We start from the raw sequence: 19126 nt of genomic DNA on the forward strand, positions 1-19126 counted from the left end.
TATTTGGGGAAAGATGAAAGGGATCGGCCTCGCGCTGCTGCTGGCGGGGCCGCTCTCGGCGCAAGAGTTCTCGGGGCTGGCCCGGCTCGACGCCGCCGAGAGCCATGTCGCGGATACGCGCCGGGGGCTGGAACTGGAGCTGGCGTTGAGCCAGACGGTGCCGTGGCGGGTCTTCACACTCGACGAGCCGCGGCGGCTCGTGCTCGATTTCGCCGAGGTCGACTGGACCGGGGCCGATCCGGAGGCGCTGCTGTCGGGGACGCGCGCCAGCGCGCTGCGGGTCGGGCGCGGACGGCCCGGCTGGTCGCGCCTCGTGCTCGACCTGGCCGAGCCACTGGCAGTCGAGAGCGCCGAGATGCGGGCACAGCCCTCGGGCGCAGCGCGGCTGCGCGTCGCGTTGGGGCCGGTAAGCGCCGAGGCCTTCGCGGAACGCGCACGCCCCGCCGATCCGGCCGGCGAGACGCTGGCCCCGCCGCGGGTGGCGGGGGCGGGGCCGCTGGTGGTGGCTGTGGATGCGGGCCATGGCGGCGTCGATCCGGGCGCCATGCGTGAAGGGCTGGTCGAGGCCGATCTGATGTTGCAGCTGGCGCGCGAGACGGCCGAAGCGCTCAACCGTTCCGGCAACATGCGCGCGGTGCTGACCCGCGACGCCGACGCTTTCGTGCCGCTGTCCGAGCGGATGACCATCGCCCGGGCGGCAGGGGCCGACTTGCTGCTGTCGCTGCATGCCGACGCGCTGGAGGAAGACGAGGCCTCCGGCGGCTCGGTCTACACGCTCTCGGACGAGGCAAAGGACACCGCATCGGGGCGCATGGTCGAGCGGCACCAGCGCGGCGACCTGTTGGCCGGGCTCGATCTCAGCCGTCAGGACGACCGGGTCGCCACGGCGCTGATGGATCTGGCCCGGATCGACACCGCGCCGCAGAGCGAACGACTGGCGCAGGCGCTGGTGGCTTCGCTCGGCGCGGCGGGCGCGCATCTCAATTCGCGGCCACGCCGCAGCGCGCCGCTGGCGGTGCTCAACGCCGCCGATTTTCCCTCGGTGCTGGTCGAGGTGGGGTTCCTGTCGAATGCCGGGGATCGGGCCCGACTCGTCGATCCGGCTTCGCGCGCCCGGATCGTCGCGGGGCTCGTCGCGGGGCTGCGCAACTGGGCGGCCGAGGAGGCCGCACGCGCGCCGCTGCGGCGACGCTGAAACGCCAACGGCCCGCGCGGTGAGGCGCGGGCCGTGAAACCTTGCCGGGGCCGAAGCTCAGCCCTTGTTGGCGGGCTTCGGGCCTTCCTCGCGCGGCAGGCCGTCGAAACGGGCCAGCCAGACCGAGTGCATGCCGCAATCGGGGTCTTCGGGGATGAAGGCCAGCGGCTTGAAACCGTGCATCTCCAGAAGACCCTTGTAGGTCTTGGGGCTCAGGCTCTCGTGGAAGATCGGCTTGCCCGCCACGTCGCCGATCGCCGTGCCGGCCGAGGGGCCGGAGGTGAACATCAGCGCGCAGCCGGGCGCCGCGTGCTCGGCGAAGGTCGGGAACATCGACTGCTGATCGGGGCCCGAGAGGTGAAAGAAGCTGTCCCAGGCGAGAATCGCGTCGAATTTCTCGGACAGGCGCAGCCCGCGCATGTCGTGGTGGAAGGCGCGGGCGCGCGGCAGGTTCTTCTGGAACAGGCCCAGCATCACGCGCGAGGCGTCGACGCCGGTGACCTCGGCGCCGCGATCGGCGACGTATTGCGCGATCGGCGCGCCCGAGCCGCAGCCGAGGTCGAGCACGCGGCGGCGGCCGCCATTGCGCGGTGCCGCGGCCAGCATCCTGTCGACCCAGCGCCGTTCGATCAGACGTCGGTCACGCGCCTTGGCCCATTCGGGGCCGACGGCGTCATAGGTCGCGATCACGTCGTCCGGCGTGGCGCGGCGGGAAGGGGTTGTGTCGGTTGCCATCATGTACGCCCTTTTGGGTGCCAGCTGTCGAGAGCGCAATCCCCTCGCCAAAGCGTGACCCCGCTTTCGGGCGTTTTGCTGCCGATTTCAAGCCCTGCGCTTTTGACCCCGGGCGGGCGCTTGCCTATAAGCCCCTCATTCCTCCCGGAGACAATCGTGCTGCGCTTCATCATGTCCTTCCTCGGCGGCATCTTCTCGATGCTGACCCTCGGCCTCGCCATGGGGGCGCTGACGCTCGGCGCGATCTTCTATGTCTATGGCCGCGACCTGCCCAGCTACGAGACGTTGGCGCAGTACACACCGCCGACGATCAGCCGCGTCTATGACGGCGAGGGGAAGATCCTCGACGAGTTCGCCACCGAGCGGCGGCTCTTCACCCCGGCCGAGGAGATCCCCGATCTCGTCAAGCATGCCTTCGTCTCGGCCGAGGATCAGAATTTCTACGTCCATTCCGGATTCGACGTGAAGGGCATCGTCGCCGCCGGCGTCGAGGCGGTGCGCTCGCGCGGCGAGGACATCCGCGGTGCTTCCACGATCACCCAGCAGGTGATGAAGAATTTCCTGCTCGACGGCTCACGCACCATCGAGCGCAAGATCAAGGAGCTGATCCTCGCGGTGCGGATCGAGGGCGCGATGGACAAGGAGCGGATCCTCGAGCTCTATCTCAACGAGATCTTCCTCGGGCAGAACTCCTACGGCGTCACCGCCGCCGCCCAGACCTATTTCAACAAGCCGCTGTCGCAGCTCGAGCCGGGCGAGGCCGCCTATCTCGCGGCGCTGGCGCAGCGCCCCGGCAACCTGCACCCGGTGCGGCAATACGAGGACGCGGTGAACCGCCGCAACTACGTGCTGCGCCGGATGTGGGAAGATGGCTATATCGACGAGGCCGCCTATCGCGAGGGCCGGGGCCTGACCCTCGACACGGTGCAGTCGGGCGATATCGCGAGCTTCCGCGCCGCGCTGCCGCCGCGCGACTACTTCACCGACGAGGTGCGCCGCCAGCTCTCGGCCGAGTTCGGCGAGGACGAGTTCTTCGGCGGCGGTCTGTCGATCCGCGCCACGCTGGACGGCCCGTTGCAGGTCGAGGCGGCGCATGCGCTGCAGCGCGCGCTCGAGCAATACGATCGCGGGCTGGGCCGCTGGCGCGGCACCGGCAAGTCGATCCCGGTCGAAGCGCTCGACGACGAACTGGCCTGGCGCAAGGCGCTCTCAGAGGTCGATGTGCCGCGCGACGTGACGCTGGAAAGCCAGTGGTACCCCGCCGTGGTGATGGAGCTCGGCGAGAGCGAAATGCGCCTCGGGATCGAGGGGCTGGCCGATGACGGCTCCGAGCCGCATGTGGTGCCGCGCGACGACATTTCATGGATGCGCGGCAGCTTCGCCGAGAATTTCGAGCGCGGCGACGTGGTGCTGGTTCGCCGGATGACCTCCGACGACGACGGCAGCTTCATTCGCTGGACGCTGCGGCAGACGCCGCGCGTGCAGGGCGCCTTCATGGCGATGGACGTCAACACCGGCCGGGTGCTGGCGATGCAGGGCGGCTTCTCCTACCAGGACAGCGTGTTCAACCGCGCCACCCAGGCGATGCGCCAGCCCGGCTCCTCCTTCAAGCCCTTCGTCTACGCGGCGGCGCTCGACAGCGGTTACACCCCGGCGACGATCATCGTCGACGCCCCGATCGAGATCAACACGCCGCAGGGCATGTGGCGACCGCAGAATGCCTCGAACAAGTTCTACGGGCCGACGCCTCTGAGAACCGGCATCGAGCAGTCGCGCAACATCATGACGATCCGCCTCGCGCAGGAGGTGAGCATGGATACCGTTGCCGATTACGGCGAGAAGTTCGGTGTCTATGACGATCTCGGCCCCTATCTGTCGAACGCGCTGGGCGCGCAGGAGACGACGCTGTTCAAGATGGTCGCGGCCTATGCAATGTTCGCCAATGGCGGCGAGCGGGTCGAGCCGACGCTGGTCGACCGGGTGCAGGATCGCTACGGCAACACGCTCTATCGCCACGATCAGCGCAACTGCGTCGATTGCTCGCTCCCGAACCTGCCTGCGGGCAAGGCGCCGACGATCCAGTCGAACCGCGAGCGGATCATGAACGCGGTTACCGCCTATCAGCTCACCTCGATGATGGAGGGGGTGGTCAAGCGCGGCACCGCGCGCGGCATCAATTTGCCCGTGCCGATCGCCGGCAAGACCGGCACCACCAACGATGCCAAGGACGTGTGGTTCGTGGGCTTCTCGTCGAACATCGTCGCGGGTTGCTACATCGGCTACGACAACCCGCGCTCGCTCGGCTCGGGCGCCTCGGGCGGCGGCATCTGCGGCCCGGTGTTCGAGAGCTTCATGAGGGAGGCGATCGAGCGTTTCGGCGGCACCGAGTTCCCGGTCCCCGACGAGTGCCAGTTCATCAAGATCGACCGCTTCTCGGGTGCGCGCCTGCCCGACGGCGCCTCGGGCGACAACGTGATCTCAGAATGCTTCCGCATCGGCGAGGAGCCGCTGTTCGGCGTGACTTTCGATGGCGGCTTCGAGATGTCGGGCGATCTGCCGCTCTACGAGGAGGCGGGCGGCAACAAGCCGGCCAAGAAGGTCCAGACCTCGACCGGCAACACCGCCACCGTCGGCCCGAAGGCGAGCTTCGGCACGCTCTCCTCGGGCGGTCTCTACTGAGCGACGCTCTCGCGCGCCTCGCTTGCCGGGGCGCGCGGGGCGCGCTATCACGCCGCACAATTCAAAGCCTTCGAGGCCGAGTGAGGAGCCGATCATGCGCGCAGAGACGCAAGCCAACATCGCCGCCATCGAGAAGTCGCTCGGGCTGCTGGCCAAGCGCATGGGCCGCGAGACGGCGGCGCACCGGCTCGAGGAGTTCGACGCCCAGGTCGAGGACCCGACGCTATGGGACGATCCCGCCGCCGCGCAGAAGTTGATGCGCGAGCGCCAGTCGTTGCTCGACAAGATCGGCACCTACGACCAAATCAGCCAAGGGCTGAAGGACAATGTCGAGCTGATCGAGCTGGGCGAAATGGAGGGCGACGAGGAAATCGTCGCCGAGGCCGAAGCCGCGCTCAAGGCGCTGCGCCAGACCGCCGGGGCCAAGGAACTCGAGGCGCTGCTCGACGGCGAGGCCGACGCCAACGATACCTTCCTCGAGATCAATGCCGGCGCCGGCGGCACCGAGGCCTGCGACTGGGCGCAGATGCTGCAGCGGATGTATGTGCGCTGGGCCGAGAAGCGCGGCTACGAGGTCGAGATGCAGTCCGAGGAGGCCGGCGGCGAGGCGGGCATCAAGTCGGTCGCCTACAAGATCTCCGGCCCCAACGCCTATGGCTGGCTGAAATCCGAGAGCGGCGTGCACCGTCTCGTGCGGATCTCGCCCTTCGGCAAGGGCACGCGCGAGACCTCCTTCGCGAGCGTCTGGGTCTATCCGGTGGTCGATGACAACATCGAGATCGACGTGAACCCCTCCGACATCCGGGTCGACACCTATCGCTCCTCGGGCGCCGGCGGCCAGCACGTCAACACCACCGACTCGGCGGTGCGGATCACCCACCTTCCGACCGGCATCGTCGTGACCTCCTCGGAAAAGTCGCAGCACCAGAACCGCGACATCGCGATGAAGGCGCTGAAGTCGCGGCTCTACCAGATGGAACTCGACCGCCGGAACGCCGAGATCAACGCACAGCACGACGCCAAGGGCGACGCCGGCTGGGGCAACCAGATCCGCTCCTACGTGCTGCAGCCCTACCAGATGGTGAAGGACCTGCGCACCGGCCACGAGACCTCGGACACCCAAGGCGTGCTCGACGGCGATCTCGACGGCTTCATGGCCGCGACGCTGGCCGGTCAGGTCTCCGGCAAGAGCCGCGCCGAGGCGACCTCGGACGACTGAGGCCGCCCCCGACTTTGTTCCCTAAATACGCCGGGGTCCGGGGCGGAGCCCCGGTCCCGCCCTCTCGGCCCGCGTTCACGTGTCCCGTATCTTGCCCGTCGCGACCCCGCGCCCCTAGACTGGGGCGGGAGGGCTGAGGATGAAGGTGCTGATCTGCGGCGCCGGACCCACCGGGCTGACCGCCGGGGTCGAACTGGCCCGGCGTGGCATCGAGGTGACGGTCTTCGAGGCGCGAGACGCGCCCTCTCCCTTGTCGCGCGCTGTCGGCATCAATCCCGAAAGCCTGCATCGTCTGGAGCCTTCCGGTGTGACCGAGGCGCTGCTGGCCGAGGGCGTCACCTATAGAGGCCTGATCCTTCATCGCGGCGGCCGGGTCTGGGCCAGGCTCGATTTCGGCGCGGCCCGGCCCGAGCGTTTCGGCCGTCGCTACATGTTCGGCCTGCCGCAGGACCGCACCGAGGCGGTCCTCGCCGCGGCATTGGCACGTCACGGCGGCACGCTGCGGCGCGGCGCCGAGATCGTCGGCATGGCCCAAGACCCCCAAGGCGTCCGCATCACATTGAAGGATGGTCGGGAGGAGCGCGGCGACTGGTTCGTCGGGGCCGATGGCACGCGCAGCCTCGTGCGCGAGGCGGCGGGGATCGGTTATCCCGGGCACCGTCTTCCAGATGTCTGGTCGATCGCCGATATCGACGCGCCGGGCTGGTCGCATCGCGACCGGGTGGCGCTGTCCTTGCTGCCCGAAGGGCGGGTGGCCGCCGTCGTGCCGCTGGGCGGGGACCGGGTGCGGATGATCTCGAACACCGAGGACGCGCTCGCGGCCGAGCCCTTCGGCGTGCGGGTCGCGCATCTGCACGACCGGGGCCAGTTCCGGGTGGCGCTGCGAATGGCGGAGCGGTTCCGGGAGGGGCGGGTGCTGCTCGCGGGGGACGCCGCGCATTCGCACTCTCCCGCCGGCGGACGCGGCATGAATCTCGGCATCGCCGATGCCTGCGACCTGGCCGAACGACTCGCGGGCGGCGGAATCGATGGCTATTCCGAAGCCCGCCGCGCCGCGGATCGCCGGATCATCGCCGGGGCGGAGCGGATGCGCCGCGTGGTCACCGCGAAGGGCCCGCTGGCCCGCCCAGCGACGCTGGCGGCGGCGCGGCTGATCACCGCCTTGCCGCCGCTGCGGGCGCGTTTCGCGGCGAATTTCCTCTACGGCTAGCCGGATACGAAAAGGGCGCCCCGGTTTCCCGAGACGCCCCTATCCGTCGATCCCGCGACCGGCCTCAGTCGTGGCCGCCTTCGGCCACGGACGGCTTCGGCAGCGGCTTGGGCGCGCCGGTGGTGTTCAGCGGGTCTTCCTGGCGCTGCACCGAACCCTCGAAATGCGCACCGCTCTCGATCGCGATGGTCTTGTGGATGATGTCGCCCTCGACGCGGGCGGTCGAGGTGAGGCGGACCTTGAGACCGCGCACCCGGCCGACGATCCGGCCGTTAATCACCACGTCATCGGCGACCAGCTCACCGCGCACGGTGGCGCCTTCGCCGACGGTCAGCAGATGCGCGCGAATGTCGCCCTCGATCTGGCCCTCGACCTGGATGTCGCCGGTGGTCTTGACGTTGCCCTTGATGTGCAGGTCGGCCGAGAGCACCGATGCCGGCGGCTTCGCCTTGGGTGCGGCGGGACGGTAGTCCTGCGATCCCTGCGGCTGCGCGGGCTTGGTGGTGGCGTCCATCTGGGGGTTCCCTTCGGCTGTCCTGGGTCCGGGCTCGTTGATCTTGCTCTTAGAAAACATCTTTTCCAGCTCGTATGTAGGTCATGGGATTGACGGGAGTCCCACCGACGCGCACCTCGTAATGGAGGTGGGGCCCGGTCGATCGTCCGGAGTTGCCCATATCACCAATCCGCTCGCCGCGCGATACCCTTTGGCCGACCTTCACGCTGATCTTGTTGAGGTGGGCGTAACGGGTCTCGATCCCGAACTCGTGCTGGATCTTGATCAGCCGGCCATAGCCCGAGGCCCAGCCGGCGCTGACCACCACGCCGTCGGCGGTGGAATAGACCGGGGTGCCGATCGGCGCCGCGAAATCGGCACCCGCATGCAGGCGGCCCCAGCGCTGGCCGAAGCCAGAAGTAAAGCGGTAGGAAGACTGCACCGGCTCGGCGAAGGGCGCCTTCGAGGCGGCGATCCGGTAGAGGTTGATCTCGTCCATCTTGTCGAGCAGCGCGTTGGCACGCTCGGCATTGTCGTTGACGTGGCCCGCATGGGCCCCCATGGTGGAGAACTGGATCGGGGTCAGCGCGCCGCCGCCGATGCCGCTATAGCCCTTGCGCACCTTGCTGATCATCGCGTCGGGGTCCATGCCGGCCGCGCGGAACATCTCGCCCAGCGGCTCGACCGAGACGGTCATCGCCTCTTCGAGCTGGCGGAAGATCTCGTCGTTGCGCTCGGTCATCAGCCGCAGCTCAAGCTGCATCTCGTTGGCCTGCTCGAAGGCAAGCTCGGCATCCTCGGCGATGCGGTCGCGCTCTTCGGCGGTTTCGGCCAGCGCGCCGGACAGGATGTCGAGCGTGCCCTCGACCGAGGCCGCATCGGCGCCGCCGGGCAGGGTGCCGCCCTCGGCCAGGGCCAGCTTCAACTCTTCGGCGGCGTCGCGGGCGGTTTCGCGCTCGATCATGGTGCGGCGCAGCGCGGCCTGCACCACCTCGAGCCCGGTCTCCATCTCGCGGCGCTTGTCCTCTGAGGCCAGAAGCTCGCTCTGCATGGTCGAGATCTGGGCCAGCGCGGTCGAGAACCGCTCCTGCGCAGCGGCGGCTTCGGCGGCGCGCAGGTCGCGCTCGGCTGAAAGCACATTCAGGCGATCCTCGTAGATCATCTGGTCGCGCTGCGCCTGGGCGCGGAAATTGCCGGAACCGATCGAATCCATCAGCAGGATCGCGGTGGCAGTGATGGTCCAGCCGACCACCAGCGTCGCGCCGGTCCAGGCGATCAGCTGGGTCGAGGGGTGGAGCCTGATGAACCGGGTCTCGGTGTCCGAGCGCAGAAACAGTCGCCGTTCGGGAAACCGGCGCTCCAGCGCCGCGTGAAGTTTCTGTGCCAGTTTGATGCGCACCCGTCCGTCCCCGTGTTGTCCCGGTCACAGCCTCTCTTTTTCGAGAGTGCCGCGTGCGTGGTGTTAGCGGGGCCTCCCCCCTGTCGCAACATCTTTGGGCTGCCACCCGGGCCGCGGGCGCGGAGAAGGCCGAAAAACGGCAAGATATCGCCGAAAGGACTATTGTGTCACACTGTGGCGTCCGCGCAACGAAAGGGCTGGTTTTCAGCCCTTTCGCCGTGCCGTCTCCTCGGCCAGGGGCCAGTAGAAATCGGGCGGGATCCCGGCCTCGGCGCGCTTCTCCTCGTTGAATGGCGGCTTGAGCCCGCCATGGAAATGGCGCCGTACGAGGTCGCGAAACAGCGGCGCGGGGTCGAGATCATGCCGCCCGCACAGGAAGTGGAACCACTTCGAGCCGTAGGAGACGTGGTGCACCTCCTCGGCATAGATCACCTCGAGCGCCGCGACGGTGTCGGTGTCGCCCGCCTTTCGGAAGATCTCGATCATACCCGGCGTCACGTCGAGACCGCGCGCCTCGAGCACCATCGGCACCACGGCGAGCCGCGCCATCAGGTCGGTGGCGGTGTCCTCGGCAGCGCGCCACATGCCCTCATGCGCGGGCAGGGCACCGTAATGGCTGCCCAGCGCCTCGAGCCGGTCGCACAGCAGGTTGAAATGCTTCGATTCCTCGTCCGCTGCCTGCACCCAGTCGTCGAAATAGCCCATCGGCAGCGGCGTCGCGGCAAAGCGCGCCACCGCGTCCCAATGCAGGTCCACCGCGTTCAGCTCGATATGCGCCACCGCGTGGATCAGCGCGATCCGGCCATGCTCCGAGCCGGGGCGGCGCTTGGGCATTTCGCGCGGGGCCAGCAGTTCGGGCCGGTCCGGGCGGGCCGGCCGGTCCGGGGGCAGGGTATCGCCGATCTCCAGCGGCGCACCGGCGGCGCGGCTGTCGCGCCAAGCCTTGGCGGCGGCGTGGCTGCGCGCGGTCTTGAGGCGGCCATCGGGGGTCGAGAGCACCTCGACCGCCAGATCGGTGAGCGTCCGGTTCACAGCGCGCGCACCGCGTCGAGAACCTCCTCGGCATGGCCCGCCACCTTCACCTTGCGCCAGATCCGGGCGATCCTGCCTTGGGCGTCGATGAGGAAGGTGGTGCGCTCGATCCCCATGAAGGTCTTGCCGTACATCTTCTTCTCGACCCAGACGCCGTAGCGCTCGCAGACATCGGCCTCGGCATCCGACAGCAGGGTCACGCCCAGCCCGTACTTGTCGCGGAACTTCTCGTGCTTGGCGACGCTGTCCTTGGACACGCCGAGCACCCGCGCGCCCAACAGTTCGAAATCGCCGCCAAGTTCGGTGAAGCCCTGCGCCTGCTTGGTGCAGCCCGAGGTGTCGTCGCGCGGGTAGAAATAGAGCACCACCGGCGCGCCGAGATGGGCCGAGAGCCGCACCTCTTCGCCGCCGTCGCGCGGCAGCTTGAAATCGGGGGCTTTCTGGCCGGGCTCGGGCAGGGTGGCCGTCATCGTGTCGCTCATGGCGCATCCTCGCTGTCGTGAACGGGCGGCGGTGGCCCTCGGGGGGCAAGGGATCTACGCTGGGGCCGACGAAATCAAGGGGTCTTGGCCCGACTTGCAGCATCGATCGATCAGCCCGCGCGACCGGCGCGCCCGCCCGGCCGTGGCGGCGACGGTTCCCGCGCGCCCGCCGCGGCGCCGGGCGCGCGGGCTGAAGCTGGCGGAAGGCCTGCGCCTTGGTCTCGGGCTCGGGCTGACGCTGGTGACGCTCCCCGTGGCGCTGGCTCTCGGCCTGGGGCTGTTGCTGATCGGGCAGACGATCACGGCGCCGAGCTGGATCACCGAGCGGATCGAGGCGCAGGCGGACACCATGCTGGCCGGGGGGCGCATCGATTTCGGCGCGATCGCCCTGACGCTCGGCACCGACCTGCATCCGCGCGTGGCGCTGCGCGACACGGTGCTGCACGATGCCGAGGGCGCCGTGCTGGCCCGGGTGCCCCGGATCGAGGCGCTCCTGAGCCCGCGCGGCCTGCTCTTCGAGCGCTCCGTGTTGGCCCAGGAAGTGATCCTGACCGAGGCCGAGATCGGGCTCAGACGCGACACGACCGGCCGGGTCGAGGTGCGGTTCGAGCGCGCCGCGTCCAGATCCACCCCCGCGCCGCAGCCGGATACGAGCGGGCTGGCCGGGCTGTTGTCGCGCATCGACGCGGTGCTGGACCGGCCCGCGCTCGACGCTCTGGAGCGGATCGAAGCGCGGCGGCTGGCGGTCAATTATTCCGATGCGCGCGCGGGGCGCGACTGGACCGCCGAGGACGGACGGATCGCGCTCGATTTGCGCGGCGGGATGCGGCTCGCCGGGCAGATGACGCTGCGCGCCGATGGTGGCGAAATCACCGATCTCGCCCTCGGCTACGACCGCGCCGAAGGCGCGCGGGATGCCGAGGTCCGGATGAATATCGAGGGAGTGGCCAGCCGCGACCTCGCCACGCAGCATCCGGCGCTGTCCTTCCTGTCGGTGCTCGACGCCCCGCTTTCGGCGCGCCTGCGCGGCCGGATCGGCATCGATGGCACGCCGGGGCCGTTCAGCGCGGCGCTGCGGATCGGCGCCGGCGCGCTGGCGCCGGGCGAAGGCGCCGAGCCGCTGCGCTTCGAGCGCGCCGAACTGGCACTGCGTTTCGACCCGGCCGAGGACCGGATCGCGTTCGAGCGAATCTCCGCCAGGGGCGAGCTGGGCCGCGTCGAGGGGCAGGGGCAGGCTTGGCTGCGCGAGGTGAAGGCGGGCTGGCCCGGCGCGCTGGTGGCGCAGATGCGGTTCGACGAGGTGGCGCTCGCGGCGGGGGCGGGGGCGGGGCTGCCGGACGCGGTGGCGCTGCGCGAGGTCTGGTCGGACCTGCGGCTGCACCCCGATCCCTTCGAGCTCGAGATCGGCGGGTTCGGGGCCACCGATGCCGCCAGCGGCGCCCGGATCGGCGGCAGCGGCGCGATCGGCTCGACCACTGAAGGCTGGCGCGCCGCGCTTGATGTCCAGGCCGGGGCGCTCTCGCGCGACCGCCTGCTTGCCTACTGGCCCGAGGGTTTCAAGCCGGGAACCCGCGACTGGATCGCCAACCACATACCCGCCGCCACGCTGCGTGACGTGACGGCGGCGCTGCGCCGGTCGCCGGGACAGGACCTCGAGATCGCGCTCAGCCATGGTTTCGAGGGCGCCACGATCCGCCCGCTCGACGGGCTGCCGCCGATCTCCGGCGGGGCGGGTTATGCCAGCGTCGGCGACGGCATCTTTTCCGTCAGCCTGACCGAGGGCGTGGCCGAGGCGCCGCAGGGTGGCCGCGTCGACCTCGCGGGCACCAGCTTCACGATTCCCCGGCTGGGCGGGCCGCGCCCGGGCGCCGAGATCGGCATCGAGGCCGCTGGCACGGTCACGGCGATGCTGTCGCTGATCGACCAGCCGCCATTCCAGTTCCTGCAGAAGGCGGGAAAGCCTGTGGATCTGATCGAGGGGCGGGGCCGGGCCAGCGCCCGCGTCGCCCTGCCGCTGGGCGGGCCGGTCGCACCGGAGGAGGTAGCCTGGTCCGTGACCGGCACGCTCGACCAGGTGTCGAGCACGGCGATCGTGCCGGAGCGCCGCGTCGCCGCCGATCGCCTCGCGCTCAGGGCCGGGCCCGAGGCGCTCGAGGTCGAGGGGCCGGTGACGATCGACGGGCTTCCGGCCGATGTGGCCTTTCGCCAGCCGCTCGGCGCATCCGGTGGGACGGCGCGGCTCGAGGGGACGGTCGAGTTGTCGCAGCGCTTTCTCGACACCTTCGGCATCGCGCTGCCCGAGGGCACCCTGTCCGGCCGTGGCCGTGGCGAGGTCGCGATGCGGCTGATGCGGGGCGCGCCGCCGCAGGTCACTCTCTCGACGGATCTCAGGGGGCTCGGCCTGTCGATCCCGGCGCTAGGCTGGTCGGTGGCGCCCGGCACCACCGGGCAGCTGGAGATCGCAGGGCGGCTTGGCGAGACGCCGCGGATCGACCGGATCGCGCTGGACGCGGGCGGTCTCTCGGCGCGCGGCGATCTGCGGCTGCGCCCCGGCGGCGGGCTGGAGCGCGCCAGCTTCGAGCGGGTGCGCCTGTCGGACTGGCTCGACGTCAGCGCCGATCTGGTCGGGCGCGGCCCGGGCGAGACGGTGGGGCTCGAGATCACTGGCGGCGCAGTCGATCTTCGACGCGCCGGTTTCGGCCAAGGCGGCGGCGGGGCGGGCGGGCCGATCAGCCTCGCGCTCGACCGGCTGCGCGTCACCGACGCGGTGGCGCTCACCGCGCTGCGGGGCCGGTTCTCGACCGTCGGCGGTTTTTCGGGTCGCTTCGATGCGCGGGTCAATGGCGGCGCACCGGTCTCGGGTCTGGTGGTGCCCGATGATGCCGGCACGGCGGTGCGCGTCACCGGGCCGGATGCGGGCGCGGTGCTGCGCTCGGCCGGGCTTTACGGCACCGCCACCGGTGGCGCCCTCGACCTGACGCTGCTGCCGGACGGGCGGCCCGGCCATTACACCGGCGATCTCGACGTGGCCGGGCTCCGGGTGCGCGACGCGCCCGCCATGGCGCAGCTTCTCGACGCGATTTCGGTGGTGGGACTGCTGCAGCAGCTCGACGGCAAGGGGCTCGCCTTTGACCGGATCATGGCCGATTTCCGGTTGCGCCCGGACATGCTGGAGATCACGCAATCGAGCGCCACCGGGCCGGGTCTTGGCATTTCCCTCGACGGGAGATACAGCCTCTCTTCCAGACGCATGGCCTTCCAAGGCGTCGTCTCGCCCTTCTACCTCGTCAATTCGCTGGGATCGTTCCTGACCCGCCCCGGCGAGGGGTTGATCGGCTTCAACTACACGCTGGGCGGCACGCCCGAGGACCCGCAGGTCTCGGTCAACCCGCTCTCCGCACTCACCCCCGGCCTGTTCCGCGAACTCTTCCGGAGGCCGCCACCGACCTGACCTGAGGACGCCGATGAAGCTCTCGGATTTCGATTTCGACCTGCCCGAAGAGCTGATCGCCACCCGGCCCGCCAAGCCGCGCTCGTCGGCGCGGCTGCTGCTGGCGCAAGGCCAGGAGATCGCCGACCAGGTGGTGACGGATCTGGTGCGGATCCTGCGGCCGGGCGACCGGCTGGTGCTCAACGACACCAAGGTGATCCCGGCGCGTCTGAGCGGGACCCGGACCCGTCCCGGCGCCGCCGGCGAGGGCACGGCGCGGATCGAGGTGACGCTGCTCGGCCCCCGTGCCGACGGTTGCTGGAGCGCGCTGGTCAAGCCGCTTCGGAAGCTGCGCGAGGGCGAGGTCGTGGTGTTCTCCGAGCGGCTCTCGGCCGAGCTGGTGGGCCGCGAGGCCGATCAGGCGGTGCTGCGTTTCGATCTCGAGGGCGATGATTTCGACGCCGCCATCGCCGAGGTCGGTGCAATGCCGCTGCCGCCCTACATCGCCGCCAAGCGTGCCGCCGACGAGAGCGACCGCGAGGATTACCAGACCGTCTGGGCGGCGCGGCCCGGCGCGGTCGCCGCCCCGACCGCCTCGCTGCATTTCGACGAGCCGCTGATGGCGGCACTGGCCGCGCGCGGCGTCAGCTTCACCCATGTGACGCTGCATGTCGGGGCGGGGACCTTCCTGCCGGTGAAGGTCGACGACATCCGCGACCACAAGATGCATGCCGAATGGGGCGAGGTGAGCGAAAAGGCCGCCGCCGAGATCGCCGCCACCCGTGCGACGGGCGGGCGGGTCATCCCGGTCGGCACCACCGCGCTGAGGCTGATCGAGAGCGCCGCGCGGGGCGGCCAGATCGCGCCCTGGTCGGGCGAGACCGACATCTTCATCACCCCGGGCTTCGAGTTCCGCGTCGCGCATGGGCTGATGACCAATTTCCATCTGCCGAAATCGACGCTGATGATGCTGGTCTCGGCCTTGATGGGGGTGGAGGAGATCCGCCGGATCTACGATCACGCCATCGCGAATCGCTATCGCTTCTTCTCCTATGGCGACGCCTCTCTGCTGCTGCCGCGCAACGGGCGCTGAAGCCGCTTCGTTTTCGACCGACGAACCGTCGTATTGCTGAAAGACTCGGCTGCTAGCACCGGGTTAGCCGGGCCTTAGCCGGCAGAAAGGGACAGGTCATGATTCAGGTTCTCGGGAGCTCCTGGGCGCTTCTGCTCGGCATGTTCATGCTGATGATCGGCAACGGGCTTCAGGGCACGCTCCTGGGCCTGCGCGGCGAGGTCGAGGGCTTCTCGACGCTCGAGATGTCGGTGATCATGTCGGCCTATTTCGCGGGCTTCCTTTTCGCCTCGCGCTACGCGCCGATGATGATCCGCCGGGTCGGCCATGTGCGGGTCTTCGCGGCGCTGGGCTCGACCATCTCGGCGGTGCTGATCCTCTACCCGGCGCTGGCCGAGCCCTGGGCCTGGACGCTGGGCCGCGTCGCCATCGGTTTCTGTTTCTGCGGCGTCTACATCACTGCCGAGAGCTGGCTCAACGATGCCGCCAGCAACGAGCATCGCGGCAAGGCGCTGTCGCTCTACATGATCGTGCAGATGGCCGGCATCGTCATGGCGCAGTATCTCGTGACGCTGGGCGACGTGTCGGGCTTCATCCTGTTCATCATCCCCTCGGTGCTGGTGTCGATGGCCTTCGCGCCGATCCTTCTGTCGGTGAGCCCGGCGCCGGTGTTCAACACCACCAAGCCGCTGCCGCTGCGCCGGCTGATCGACGCCTCGCCGCTGGCCTGCATGGGGATGTTCCTCCTGGGCGGCGTCTTCGCGGCGCAATTCGGCATGTCGGCGGTCTACGGCGCCCGGGCCGGTCTGTCGGTGGCGCAGATCTCGCTTCTGGTCTCGATCACCTATGTCGGCGCGCTGGTGCTGCAGTTCCCGATCGGCTGGCTGTCGGACCGGATCGACCGGCGCTGGCTGATCCTCGGCCTGTCGGCGGTGGGCGGGGCCGGGGCGCTGATGTCGTTCCTGCTGCCCGGTCATATCGGGCTGATCCTTGCCTCGGCGGCGCTGGTGGGCGGCACTTCGAACCCGCTCTATGCGCTGCTCATCGCCTATGCCAACGACTATCTCGACCGCGAGGACATGGCGGCGGCCTCTGGCGGGCTGCTGCTGATCAATGGCGTCGGCGCCATCGCCGGCCCGATCGTGGTGGGCTGGATGCTCGACAATGTCGGCGCGCATGGCTTCTGGGCCTTCATCGCGGTGCTGATGCTGGGTCTCGCGAGCTATGCCGGCTGGCGCATGCTGCGGCGCCCGGATCGCGGCGTCGAGATCGGCGACACGGTCAGCTATGCGCCGGTCACCGCCACCGCCACCGCAGTGGCCGCCGAGGTCGCGCAGGAGGTTTATATCGAGCACGAGATCGAGCAGCAGGAAGAAGCCCGCGACGACGCCGCCTGAGCGGCGGGCGGCCGGATCGGAGCCAATTCGCGCCATATCGCGCCTTCGCGCTTGACCCGTGACAGGGTTGGGGCAGGTTTGGGGGAACCACCGATCAGGAGGACCGCCATGACTGCCCCCCCCGTCACCGCCCAGGCCGAGGCGCCGAGCGAGGCCGAGAAGGTGCTCGCCTTCTGGCTCGAGGAGGTCGAGCCGAAGCAGTGGTACATCGCCGATGACGATCTCGACGCCACGATCCGCGACCGGTTCGGCGCGATGTGGGACAAGGCCGCGGAGGGTGCTCTGGGCCACTGGCTCACCGAGCCGAACGGCGCGCTGGCCTATATCATCGTCACCGACCAGTTCGCCCGCAACATCTGGCGCGACGACGCCCGCGCCTTCCAGCTCGACGAGCAGGCCCGCTCGGTCGCCAAGCTGGCGATCGACAATGCCTGGGACCGCGAGATCGTGCCGCCGGGGCGGCAGTTCTTCTACCTGCCGCTGATGCATTCGGAGAATCTCGTCGATCAGGACCGCGCCGTGCGGCTGTTCTGCGAGCGGATGCCCGATGCCGAGGACAATCTGCTACACGCCCGCGCCCATCGCGAGGTGATCCGCGAATTCGGACGATTCCCGTTCCGCAACGAGGCGCTGGGCCGTCAGACCACCGAGGCCGAGAAGGAGTGGCTGGAGCAGGGCGGTTACGGTGCCGTGGTCGAACGGCTGAAATCCGCCTCCTGACCCGGCGGCAGCGCTTGCAGACCTGCCATGCAACCGGCCGTCTGGAAGCCCGGCGGAAAGTAGTTTAGCGTCAAACCAATTTTTTGCGGGACCGCCGAGGAGGAACACCGATGGCCGCCAGGAACTTCGACGTGATCGTGATCGGGGCCGGCCCCGGCGGCTATGTCGCCGCGATCCGCGCCGCCCAGCTGGGCAAGAAGGTCGTGATCGTCGAGCGCGAGAACTTGGGCGGTATCTGCCTGAACTGGGGCTGCATCCCGACCAAGGCGATGCTGCGCTCCTCCGAGGTGTTCCACCTGATGCACCGCGCCAAGGAGTTCGGGCTCAAGGCCGAGAGCATCGGCTACGATCTCGACGCGGTGGTCAAACGCTCGCGCGGCGTGGCCAAGCAGCTCTCCTCGGGCATCGGCCACCTGATGAAGAAGAACAAGATCGAGGTGGTGATGGGCGAAGCCACCATCCCCGCCAAGGGCAAGGTCACGGTCAAGACCGAGAAGGGCAGCGAGGAGCTGACCGCCAAGAACATCGTTCTGGCCACCGGCGCACGCGCCCGCAACCTGCCGGGGCTCGAGGCCGACGGCGATCTGGTCTGGTCCTACCGTCACGCGCTGGTGCCGCCGCGCATGCCCAAGAAGCTGCTCGTCATCGGCTCGGGCGCGATCGGGATCGAGTTCGCCAGCTTCTACAACACGCTGGGCGCCGAGACGACGGTGGTCGAGGTGATGGACCGGATCCTGCCGGTCGAGGACGCCGAGATTTCGGCCTTCGCCAAGAAGCAGTTCGTGAAGCAGGGCATGAAGATCATGGAAAAGGCCGTGGTCAAGAAGCTCGATCGCGCGCAGGGCAAGGTCACGGCCCATATCGAGTCGAAGGGCAAGGTCGAAACGCAGGAGTTCGACACGGTGATCTCGGCCGTCGGCATCGTCGGCAATACCGAGGGCCTCGGGCTCGAAGAGCTGGGCGTCAAGATCGACCGCACCCATGTCATCACCGACGAATATTGCCGCACCGGTGTCGAGGGGCTCTATGCCATCGGCGACATCGCCGGCGCGCCTTGGCTCGCGCACAAGGCCTCGCATGAGGGCGTCATGGTGGCCGAACTGATCGCCGGCGAGCATCCGCACCCGGTGAAACCCGAGAGCATCGCGGGCTGTACCTATTGCCAGCCGCAGGTGGCGTCGGTCGGCTACTCCGAGGCCAAGGCCAAGGAGTTGGGCTTTGACGTGAAGGTCGGCCGTTTCCCCTTCATCGGCAATGGCAAGGCGATCGCGCTGGGCGAGGCCGAGGGCATGGTCAAGACCGTGTTCGACGCCAAGACAGGCGAGCTTCTGGGCGCCCACATGGTCGGCGCCGAGGTGACCGAGCTGATCCAGGGCTACATCGTCGGCCGCACGCTCGAGACCACCGAGAAGGAGCTGATGGAGACGGTATTCCCGCATCCGACGCTGTCCGAGATGATGCATGAGAGCGTTCTCGACGCCTATGGGCGGGCGCTGCACTACTGACGCTTGCCGCAGCGCAGGATCACGAATGCCCCCGACCGGCGCGGTCGGGGGCATTTTCTGTTAAGATGCCGCATCGGGACCGGTTCCCGAAGTAGGGGGTATCATGCGTTTTCCGACATTCTGCGTCGTCGCGGGGCTGATCGCGACGGTGGCGCCAGCGCAGGCCATCGAGGCCGATCGCGAGGGCGTCTACGAAATCCAGATCCTGCTGCAACATCTGGGCTACGAGCCTGGGCAGATCGATGGGCTGCCGGGGCCGCGGCTGGCGCATGCCATCCGCGTCTTCGAGGCGGAGCATGGCCTGCCGGTCACCGGCCGCGCCGACACGGCCCTGAACGACCTGCTGCACGACCTTGTGGCCGCGAGCCCGTCTCGGGCGTTTCTCGCGACCACGGCGCCGCCACCCAGCCGCGGCTTCTGGCAGCGCCATGCCTGGCCGTCACGGATGGGCGGCTACTGACCGCCCGGACAAGATGCCGCAGCCCCGACGTCCGCGAGGCAGGGGTTGCGGCATTTCGCGCAGCCCTGCCATGTGTTATCGTTTCGTTCTCATTTCGC

Annotated in this window: 15 protein-coding genes; 10 read left to right on the forward strand and 5 right to left on the reverse strand. The window is 69.1% G+C overall.

The genetic code is table 11. The features are described from left to right. Positions 1 to 13 precede the first annotated feature (13 nt). Entirely contained in the window at positions 14 to 1195 is a 1182-nt protein-coding gene (locus LOS8367_RS06760) for an N-acetylmuramoyl-L-alanine amidase (protein ID WP_242665523.1), read from the forward strand. A gap of 57 nt (positions 1196 to 1252) precedes the next feature. On the opposite strand, the gene LOS8367_RS06765 is transcribed toward LOS8367_RS06760, so the two are convergent. Continuing rightward, positions 1253 to 1930, reverse strand: coding sequence for a class I SAM-dependent methyltransferase (locus LOS8367_RS06765; protein ID WP_085895716.1), 678 nt, complete (start codon positions 1928 to 1930; stop codon positions 1253 to 1255). A gap of 156 nt (positions 1931 to 2086) precedes the next feature. Between LOS8367_RS06765 and LOS8367_RS06770 the strand changes: the two genes are divergently transcribed. From LOS8367_RS06770 to LOS8367_RS06780, 3 genes are all read left to right on the forward strand, one after another. Next, positions 2087 to 4609, forward strand: a complete 2523-nt coding sequence (locus LOS8367_RS06770; protein ID WP_085895717.1) for a penicillin-binding protein 1A — start codon at positions 2087 to 2089, stop codon at positions 4607 to 4609. A gap of 94 nt (positions 4610 to 4703) precedes the next feature. Further along, on the forward strand, positions 4704 to 5828 hold the full coding sequence (gene prfB / locus LOS8367_RS06775; RefSeq protein ID WP_085895718.1) for a peptide chain release factor 2: 1125 nt from the start codon (positions 4704 to 4706) through the stop codon (positions 5826 to 5828). 139 nt (positions 5829 to 5967) lie between these two features. Further along, on the forward strand, positions 5968 to 7038 hold the full coding sequence (locus LOS8367_RS06780; RefSeq protein ID WP_085895719.1) for an FAD-dependent oxidoreductase: 1071 nt from the start codon (positions 5968 to 5970) through the stop codon (positions 7036 to 7038). 64 nt (positions 7039 to 7102) lie between these two features. On the opposite strand, the gene LOS8367_RS06785 is transcribed toward LOS8367_RS06780, so the two are convergent. From LOS8367_RS06785 to bcp, 4 genes are all read right to left on the reverse strand, one after another. Further along, the gene (locus tag LOS8367_RS06785; RefSeq protein WP_085895720.1) at positions 7103 to 7612 is read right to left on the reverse strand and encodes a bactofilin family protein; all 510 of its coding nucleotides are present in this window, start codon (positions 7610 to 7612) and stop codon (positions 7103 to 7105) included. Further along, positions 7602 to 8930, reverse strand: coding sequence for a M23 family metallopeptidase (locus LOS8367_RS06790; RefSeq protein WP_085895721.1), 1329 nt, complete (start codon positions 8928 to 8930; stop codon positions 7602 to 7604). Before LOS8367_RS06790 ends, LOS8367_RS06785 begins: the two co-directional genes overlap by 11 nt. Before the next feature lie 204 nt (positions 8931 to 9134). Then, positions 9135 to 9962 carry a ferritin-like domain-containing protein gene (locus tag LOS8367_RS06795; protein ID WP_085895722.1) on the reverse strand — a complete coding sequence of 276 codons (828 nt, stop codon included), beginning with the start codon at positions 9960 to 9962 and terminating at the stop codon, positions 9135 to 9137. Beyond that, the gene (gene bcp / locus LOS8367_RS06800; RefSeq protein WP_085895723.1) at positions 9959 to 10444 is read right to left on the reverse strand and encodes a thioredoxin-dependent thiol peroxidase; all 486 of its coding nucleotides are present in this window, start codon (positions 10442 to 10444) and stop codon (positions 9959 to 9961) included. The genes LOS8367_RS06795 and bcp overlap by 4 nt, the downstream gene beginning before the upstream one ends. Positions 10445 to 10586: 142 nt before the next feature. Between bcp and LOS8367_RS06805 the strand changes: the two genes are divergently transcribed. The 6 genes from LOS8367_RS06805 (at position 10587) to LOS8367_RS06830 (ending at position 19028) form a co-directional block, all read left to right on the forward strand. Next, complete coding sequence (locus LOS8367_RS06805) at positions 10587 to 13895, forward strand: AsmA-like C-terminal region-containing protein (protein WP_133056296.1); 3309 nt, start codon at positions 10587 to 10589, stop codon at positions 13893 to 13895. Positions 13896 to 13908: 13 nt separating this feature from the next. Next, complete coding sequence (gene queA / locus LOS8367_RS06810) at positions 13909 to 14967, forward strand: tRNA preQ1(34) S-adenosylmethionine ribosyltransferase-isomerase QueA (protein ID WP_085895725.1); 1059 nt, start codon at positions 13909 to 13911, stop codon at positions 14965 to 14967. A 98-nt stretch (positions 14968 to 15065) separates the two neighbouring features. Continuing rightward, on the forward strand, positions 15066 to 16343 hold the full coding sequence (locus tag LOS8367_RS06815; protein ID WP_085895726.1) for an MFS transporter: 1278 nt from the start codon (positions 15066 to 15068) through the stop codon (positions 16341 to 16343). A gap of 108 nt (positions 16344 to 16451) precedes the next feature. Further along, complete coding sequence (locus LOS8367_RS06820; protein WP_085895727.1) at positions 16452 to 17063, forward strand: DUF924 family protein; 612 nt, start codon at positions 16452 to 16454, stop codon at positions 17061 to 17063. A gap of 110 nt (positions 17064 to 17173) precedes the next feature. Beyond that, positions 17174 to 18568, forward strand: coding sequence for a dihydrolipoyl dehydrogenase (lpdA, locus tag LOS8367_RS06825; protein ID WP_085895728.1), 1395 nt, complete (start codon positions 17174 to 17176; stop codon positions 18566 to 18568). 103 nt (positions 18569 to 18671) lie between these two features. Further along, on the forward strand, positions 18672 to 19028 hold the full coding sequence (locus tag LOS8367_RS06830) for a peptidoglycan-binding domain-containing protein (protein ID WP_085895729.1): 357 nt from the start codon (positions 18672 to 18674) through the stop codon (positions 19026 to 19028). Positions 19029 to 19126 lie beyond the last annotated feature (98 nt).

The sequence above is a fragment of the Limimaricola soesokkakensis genome, from assembly GCF_900172345.1.
GTDB lineage: Bacteria > Pseudomonadota > Alphaproteobacteria > Rhodobacterales > Rhodobacteraceae > Limimaricola > Limimaricola soesokkakensis.

Excerpts from the sequence above, each read along its gene's own strand:
- bcp (WP_085895723.1), bottom strand. The coding sequence starts at position 10,444 with ATGAGCGACACGATGACGGCCACCCTGCCCGAGCCCGGCCAGAAAGCC.
- LOS8367_RS06765 (WP_085895716.1), bottom strand. The coding sequence starts at position 1,930 with ATGGCAACCGACACAACCCCTTCCCGCCGCGCCACGCCGGACGACGTG.
- lpdA (WP_085895728.1), top strand. The coding sequence starts at position 17,174 with ATGGCCGCCAGGAACTTCGACGTGATCGTGATCGGGGCCGGCCCCGGC.
- LOS8367_RS06830 (WP_085895729.1), top strand. The coding sequence starts at position 18,672 with ATGCGTTTTCCGACATTCTGCGTCGTCGCGGGGCTGATCGCGACGGTG.
- queA (WP_085895725.1), top strand. The coding sequence starts at position 13,909 with ATGAAGCTCTCGGATTTCGATTTCGACCTGCCCGAAGAGCTGATCGCC.
- prfB (WP_085895718.1), top strand. The coding sequence starts at position 4,704 with ATGCGCGCAGAGACGCAAGCCAACATCGCCGCCATCGAGAAGTCGCTC.
- LOS8367_RS06760 (WP_242665523.1), top strand. The coding sequence starts at position 14 with ATGAAAGGGATCGGCCTCGCGCTGCTGCTGGCGGGGCCGCTCTCGGCG.
- LOS8367_RS06785 (WP_085895720.1), bottom strand. The coding sequence starts at position 7,612 with ATGTTTTCTAAGAGCAAGATCAACGAGCCCGGACCCAGGACAGCCGAA.
- LOS8367_RS06820 (WP_085895727.1), top strand. The coding sequence starts at position 16,452 with ATGACTGCCCCCCCCGTCACCGCCCAGGCCGAGGCGCCGAGCGAGGCC.
- LOS8367_RS06780 (WP_085895719.1), top strand. The coding sequence starts at position 5,968 with ATGAAGGTGCTGATCTGCGGCGCCGGACCCACCGGGCTGACCGCCGGG.
- LOS8367_RS06815 (WP_085895726.1), top strand. The coding sequence starts at position 15,066 with ATGATTCAGGTTCTCGGGAGCTCCTGGGCGCTTCTGCTCGGCATGTTC.